The 5,975-nt window shown below is 70.4% G+C and carries 7 protein-coding genes and 1 pseudogene; 4 read left to right on the forward strand and 4 right to left on the reverse strand.

Annotated elements, in window-relative coordinates:
• On the forward strand, window positions 1-487 hold a 487-nt coding region (locus GUY60_RS32870), incomplete at its 5' end, for a DUF7586 domain-containing protein (RefSeq protein WP_446697012.1).
• Between the two features lie 155 nt (window positions 488-642).
• Here the strand turns inward: GUY60_RS32870 and GUY60_RS32875 are convergent.
• Window positions 643-1,098 (reverse strand): GNAT family N-acetyltransferase, encoded by a 456-nt coding sequence (locus GUY60_RS32875; RefSeq protein ID WP_161704561.1) that lies wholly within the window; start codon window positions 1,096-1,098, stop codon window positions 643-645.
• Window positions 1,099-1,165: 67 nt separating this feature from the next.
• Window positions 1,166-1,624, reverse strand: coding sequence for a MarR family winged helix-turn-helix transcriptional regulator (locus GUY60_RS32880; protein WP_161704563.1), 459 nt, complete (start codon window positions 1,622-1,624; stop codon window positions 1,166-1,168).
• Between the two features lie 157 nt (window positions 1,625-1,781).
• Here GUY60_RS32880 and GUY60_RS32885 point away from each other — a divergent pair, with 157 nt between their 5' ends.
• A complete protein-coding gene (locus tag GUY60_RS32885) occupies window positions 1,782-2,990 on the forward strand; it encodes an MFS transporter (protein ID WP_161704565.1) in 1,209 nt (402 codons plus the stop codon).
• Between the two features lie 84 nt (window positions 2,991-3,074).
• On the forward strand, window positions 3,075-3,503 hold the full coding sequence (locus GUY60_RS32890; RefSeq protein ID WP_161704567.1) for a GlcG/HbpS family heme-binding protein: 429 nt from the start codon (window positions 3,075-3,077) through the stop codon (window positions 3,501-3,503).
• A 23-nt stretch (window positions 3,504-3,526) separates the two neighbouring features.
• Here GUY60_RS32890 and GUY60_RS32895 read toward each other — a convergent pair whose 3' ends face one another.
• Together GUY60_RS32895 and GUY60_RS32900 are read right to left on the reverse strand one after the other, a co-directional pair.
• Complete coding sequence (locus tag GUY60_RS32895; RefSeq protein ID WP_161704569.1) at window positions 3,527-4,393, reverse strand: GNAT family N-acetyltransferase; 867 nt, start codon at window positions 4,391-4,393, stop codon at window positions 3,527-3,529.
• Between the two features lie 5 nt (window positions 4,394-4,398).
• The gene (locus tag GUY60_RS32900) at window positions 4,399-4,935 is read right to left on the reverse strand and encodes a DUF2269 domain-containing protein (protein WP_161704571.1); all 537 of its coding nucleotides are present in this window, start codon (window positions 4,933-4,935) and stop codon (window positions 4,399-4,401) included.
• A 654-nt stretch (window positions 4,936-5,589) separates the two neighbouring features.
• On the opposite strand from GUY60_RS32900, the pseudogene GUY60_RS32905 reads away from it, so the two are divergent.
• A pseudogene (locus tag GUY60_RS32905) lies at window positions 5,590-5,975 on the forward strand (hypothetical protein); the annotation flags it as partial.

Here is a 5,975-nt window from a genome sequence, read left to right on the forward strand (position 1 = left end):
GTTCCTGGCCTGCCTGCTGCTGAGCGAGGAGGACGGCGTCGCGGCCGTCGCGCTCGCCAACTGCACTTCGGGCCCGCTGCTCGGCACGCTCGCCGCGGACCTCGTACGGATCGTCGCCGAGGCCGAGCCGCGCATCCCGGAGCCGTGGCGTCCGGCTCCCGAAGTCGACGGATCCGTACTGGAGTTGGCGGGCGCCTGGTACTGGGGGACGCACAGCTTCGGCCTGCGCCTGCCGGCGGACGGCAGCCTCGAACTCGGCCCGCTCGCCGGGAGCGGTCGTCGCGCCCGGTTCCGCGCGGAGCCGGACGGCACCTGGACGGGGCTCAGCGGGTACTACGCGGGGGAGACGCTGCGCGCGGTGCGACGCGAGGACGGCTCGCTGAGCCACCTCGACCTCGGCTCGTTCGTCTTCACCCGGGAGCCGTACGAGGTGGGGGCGTCGGTGCCCGGCGGGGTGGAGCCGGAGGCGTGGCGCGGCGGCGAGTGAGGGCCGTCGGCTGCGTGGAGGCGCCCTGAACGGAGGGTCCCTGCACCGAGGCGCCCTGCACGGAGACGCGCGCTGTTTCACGTGAAACAGCGCGCCCCGCGTGAAACGGAACCGCCCGCCCGACGCGAGGGCGGAAGCTGCGGGGCGTCCCCGGCTCAGCCGAGCGAGAGCTTGAACCCCAGGTGCGAGGCCTCGAAGCCGAGCCGTTCGTAGAAACGGTGAGCGTCGATGCGGGTCGTGTCGGAGGTCAACTGGACCAACTGGCAGTCCTGGCGCCGGGATTCAGCGACCGCCCATTCGATCAGGTGGGTCCCGAGACCACTGCCGCGCTCGTCGGAGTGGATGCGTACGCCCTCGATGATCGACCGGGTCGAGCCGCGCCGGGACAGGCCCGGAATGACCGTGAGCTGGAGGGTGCCGACGACCCGGTCCCCGCGGACGGCGACCACCAGATGCTGCGACGGGTCGTCGGCCAGGCGCGCGAAGGCCTTCTCGTACGGAGCGAGGTCGTCCGGGGACTCGCGCTGGGCGCCCAGCGGGTCGTCGGCGAGCATGGCCACGATGGCCGCTAGGTCGTCGGCAGCGGCCGGCCGGATCGCGATGTCTCCCATGCGGCGCAGCCTACGGGGGCAGAATCGATGCCGGCCGGAGACCCTTGAGCCCTCGGCGCAGCGTGCCTCAGGCGGGGACGCGCAGTGACTCAACTGCCCTGACCAGCGGGGCCAGTTCAGGATTCTCGGCCGCCGCGTTCAACGCCTCGCGCAGCGCGCCGTCGTTGGTGGGGCGGGCAGCGGCGAGGAGTTGGGTGCCCGCCTCGCTGACATCGGTGTAGATGCCGCGGCGGTCGGTCGGGCAGAGGTAGCGGGAGAGCAGCCCGCGGTCCTCGAGGCGGGTGACAAGGCGGGTGGTGGCGCTCTGGCTGAGGACGACCGCGTCGGCGACCTGCTTCATCTGGAGGTGGCCGCCCGGACCGTCGTGCTGGCGGCTGAGCACGTCGAGCAGTGAGTACTCCCGCACGCTCAGCTGGTGCTCGGCCTGGAGCGCGCGCTCGACGTGCGACTCGATCTTCCCGTGGAGCAGGGAGAGGGCGCACCAGCCCTGCGAAAGAGCGGTCAGTGCGGGGTCCGTCGCTGTCATGGCTCCTGCCTCCCTGCCTGTGTGCCTGCTGTCCCGGCGCGGCTGACGCCCAGGATAGACCAACTGTGAAATAGCCCGCGCTTGCAATTAAGAAGCGTCTGCAATTATTGTGAACGCTCGTAAGGCGCTGAAGCAATCTCTGGGAAGGCGAAACCCCATGCCTCTAGCACTCCTGGCCCTCGCCATCGGGGCCTTCGGAATCGGCACCACCGAATTCGTGATCATGGGGCTCCTCCCCGAGGTGGCCGCTGACTTCGATGTGTCGATCCCCCTCGCCGGTTACCTGGTGACCGGCTACGCCCTCGGCGTCGTCCTGGGCGCTCCCCTGATGACCGCACTCGGCACCAAGATCTCGCGCAAGCGGATGCTGATGCTGCTGATGGGCCTGTTCATCGTCGGCAACGTGCTCTCCGCCGTGGCCCCCGTCTTCGGCGTGATGCTGGCCGGCCGGGTGGTCGCCTCGCTCGCCCACGGAGCGTTCTTCGGCATCGGCTCGGTGGTCGCGGCCGATCTGGTCGCCCCGCAGAAGAAGGCCGGCGCCATCGCGATGATGTTCACCGGCCTGACCGTCGCCAATGTCGTCGGCGTCCCGCTCGGCACCCTGGTCGGGCAGAGCCTCGGCTGGCGCGTCACCTTCGCCATCGTCGCCGGGCTCGGTGTCATCGGTCTGCTCGGCGTCGCCAAGCTGGTCCCGGACACCCCCAAGCCTGAGGGCGTACGGCTGCGCCATGAGCTGGCGGCGTTCCGTAACGTGCAGGTGCTGCTCGCCATGGCGATGACGGTGCTCGGTTTCGGCGGTGTCTTCGCGGCCATCACCTACATCACGCCGATGATGACCGACGTCGCCGGATTCGCGGGTTCCTCCGTCACCTGGCTGCTCGTCCTCTTCGGGCTCGGCATGGTCGCCGGAAACCTCATCGGCGGCAAGCTCGCCGACCGCGCCCTGATGCCGCTGCTGTACGTCTCGCTCGGCGCCCTGGCCGTGGTCCTCGCCCTCTTCACGCTCACCGCGCACAACAAGATCGCCGCGGCCGTGACCATCACACTGATCGGCGCGCTGGGCTTCGCCTCCGTGCCGCCGCTGCAGAAGCGCGTCCTCGACCAGGCAGCCGGGGCGCCCACCCTCGCCTCCGCCGTCAACATCGGGGCCTTCAACCTCGGCAACGCCCTCTCCGCCTGGCTCGGCGGACTGGTCATCGCCGCGGGCCTCGGCTACACCGCGCCGAATTGGGTGGGCGCCGTACTCGCCGCATCTGCCCTGGTCCTGGCCGTGCTGTCGGCGGCCCTTGAGCGTCGGCAGTCCGGGTCGGCCACCCGGATCGTCGCGACCGGAGCCCCGGCCGAGCAGGCCACACCCGTCCACTGAAGCCCAGGGCTCACTGAAGCCCGGCCGCCGACCGACCCCACGCGTCCACCACCCCGTACGCGTACCCCGCAAGGAGAACCGCACATGAGCACCACCACCGCAGTGGCCCCTCTGACCACCGCGGACGCCGAGCTCCTCGTGGCCGCCGCCAAGGAAGCCGCCGAGGCGGCCGGGGTGACGGTCAGCGTCAGCGTCCTCGACGCCGGCGGCCATCTGCTCGCCTTCCGGCGGGACGACCGCGCCGTACTGATCTCCGGTGAGACCAGCACCCGCAAGGCGTACACCGCGCTTCAGCTCGACGCCCCGACCGCCGACCTCGTCGACGCGGTGCAGCCGGGCGGCCTCTTCCACACGCTGCCGACCGCACTCGACCGGCCGCTGATCTTCATCGCGGGCGGACTGCCCGTACACCGCGACGGCCGCCTGATCGGCGCCATCGGCGTCGGCGGAGGCGCACCGCAGCAGGACCACGGCTTCGCCGAGACGGCTCTGGAGGCGCTGGCCGCCGCGTAGTTCCGTGACTCCCGCGTGGGGAGTCAGCCCGCGGCGACGGTGAGCGGAGCGAAGCGCCGGGACCAGTCGCCGGGCAGCTCGGGGATGCCGTACGTCATCACCGCGTTGAAGCTCCAGGACTCCAGGCCCTGGAGCTTCAGCCATGCCAGGAGTTCCTCGTGGCGCACATCGATGTCCGTACGCAGCGGGCGGTCGGTGTTCCGCGCCAGGTCCGCGACGAGTGCCTTGGCGGTCTCGGTGTCCCGGGCGATGAGCGGGCCGACGACCTGGGTGTCCATGTTCGGCCAGGCCGCCGCGTACCCGATGATCTCGCCGTCGTTCTCGGCGACCCGCAGCTGATCGGCGAAGGCCGGGAGCCGGGTGATCATGAGGGTGCGGTCGGTGCCGAAGACCGCGCCGTCGAGCCGCAGGATCGCCTGCAGGTCCTCGGCCGTCGCGGGACGGGTGCGTACGGAGGGCGCGGGGCCGGACGGCCGGAAGTGGCCGCGGAGCATCTCGGCGCGGCCGGTCGTCTTGAAGCCGAGCTCCTCGTACAGCGGCCGTCCGTACTCCGTCGCGTGCAGGGTCAGGGGAGTGTCGCCCGCCTCGGCCAGCACGTGGTGCATCAGGCGCCGTCCGATGCCCTGCCGCGCATGCCGCTCGGCGACGAGGACCATGCCGATCGCCGCCAACTCCGGTCGTTCATAAGGGCCGTACGACGTGACGACGCAGGCGCTGACGAGGCCTCCGTCGGGGTCGTCGATGCCGTGGCCCGTACCGGCGGAGAGCAGCAGACCCCACTTGTGCTCCTCGCGGGGCCAGCCCCGGTTCTCGGAGAGGTCGGCGCAGGCGGTCACATCACGCAGGGTCAGCCGGCGGACGGGCAGCGTGGAGGGTGAAGGTGTCGACACCCGGTTCAGGCTGTCTGACGGACGCCCCTGCCGTCCACCGCATTACGCGATCCGGCACGGTGCTTTCGGCCACGCTTCGTCAGCCCCCAGGGCTTCAGTACGGAGACCACTGTCATGAAGAGATACGCGGACAGGGACACGATCGGCCCGGCCACCAGGTCCGTCGGATCGAGCACCCCGGCGCCCGAGGCGACCGATGCCGCGGCGTCGGTGACTCCGGGACGCAGGGCGAAGACCGAGGCGACGGTGGTGCCGAGCGTCATCCAGAACTTTGTGTAGACCCAGCGATGCCGGGCCAGACCCCAGGGCGTACCCAGGGAGAGGACCAGGCCGCTCAGCAGCGTGAGCAGGGCGAGCGGGAGGATCAGCCAGTCAGCGAAGACCTTCATGGAGCGGACGGTCGCCTCGGTCATGGCCGGGGATTCGGTGGTGATCGCCGTGACCGCGAGGGCGAGCAGCCCGAGCGTCAGCCCGAGCCAGCCGGCGGCCGCGATCACATGGACAACGAGGGTGGCCCGTCGTGCGGGGCGGTCAAGTTTCACGTGAAACACGGTGCCGCGCGGGGGTCGGGGAGCGCGTCTGACGCCGGGAGTAATCCCACGTACTCAAGGGGGCGTATCGGCGCGAACACAGCGGGCGCAACGGGTCACAGCGGAGGCGCATCAGGGGTTCTTCGCGCCCCGCGTCGGGTGTGAGCGACGCACCGGTTCCGCCTGCCGTACCGGCCCGTCTGCCCGCGCGATTCGAATCGAGTGCTCGAATCGGGCGCTCCCGATATGCGGGTACGAATGGGCTTACGGGGAACGGGAATTGAGAATTTGTGCTGACTGGTCAGTCGAATTCCGAACGAGGGGTGAGGGGCTTGTGTGTACTGAGGCTGCCGGTAGGGTCGACTCCGGTTCGACCGCGCGCACCTGAGGCGCGCACAAGTCAAAGCGGCGCACGGCATGGAGGGGATCGGCGCAGAGATCGGTTACCGGACTTCCCGTTATTTGTCCGACGTGAAGACGCGACGGGGCGCGCTGCGTCGGCGGGCTGCGGGCAATGTCACATTCCGGGCTACTGGTCCGTAATGGGGGATATCGCGATGTTCAATTGGACCGCTATTCGTTCCGGGACAGAGCGAGGAAAAGACAAGCACCTTCCCTGCTGGAAGTGCACAGACCGACCGAAAGATGTTCGAGGCGAGGCACAGAATGGACGCTCCGACCACCAAGTCGGCCGACGACGGCGCTTCTGACGACGGCGGGGGCGGTGGCTGGTTCACCCCGCGCAAGAAGTCGACACCGACGGCCGAGACGGCGGAGCAGTCCCTGCCGCGGAACGACGGCGCGGAGGGCGAGGGCCGAATACCCGAAGCCCGCCGACCTGCCGAGTGGATGCACGCTGAGTCGGTACGCGCCGAGCCGGTGCACTCTGAGCCGATGCGTGCCGAGTCCTCCGCGGCCGCGGGGGTCGGCGCCGCGTCCGGGGCCATGAGCTCGTTCTTCGCCAGGACGGGAGCGCCGGCGAGATCGACCGGTGGATCGACCGGTGGATCGACCGCCGTGGCGGAGCCCGGCCCTCCGGCACCCGCTCAGCC

This window comes from Streptomyces boluensis, assembly GCF_009908195.1.
Taxonomy (GTDB): Bacteria; Actinomycetota; Actinomycetes; order Streptomycetales; family Streptomycetaceae; genus Streptomyces; species Streptomyces boluensis.

What these genes read in the sequence shown, in the direction of transcription:
- GUY60_RS32875 (WP_161704561.1), bottom strand. Translation starts at nt 1,098, where the DNA reads ATGGGAGACATCGCGATCCGGCCGGCCGCTGCCGACGACCTAGCGGCC.
- GUY60_RS32880 (WP_161704563.1), bottom strand. Translation starts at nt 1,624, where the DNA reads ATGACAGCGACGGACCCCGCACTGACCGCTCTTTCGCAGGGCTGGTGC.
- GUY60_RS32885 (WP_161704565.1), top strand. Translation starts at nt 1,782, where the DNA reads ATGCCTCTAGCACTCCTGGCCCTCGCCATCGGGGCCTTCGGAATCGGC.
- GUY60_RS32890 (WP_161704567.1), top strand. Translation starts at nt 3,075, where the DNA reads ATGAGCACCACCACCGCAGTGGCCCCTCTGACCACCGCGGACGCCGAG.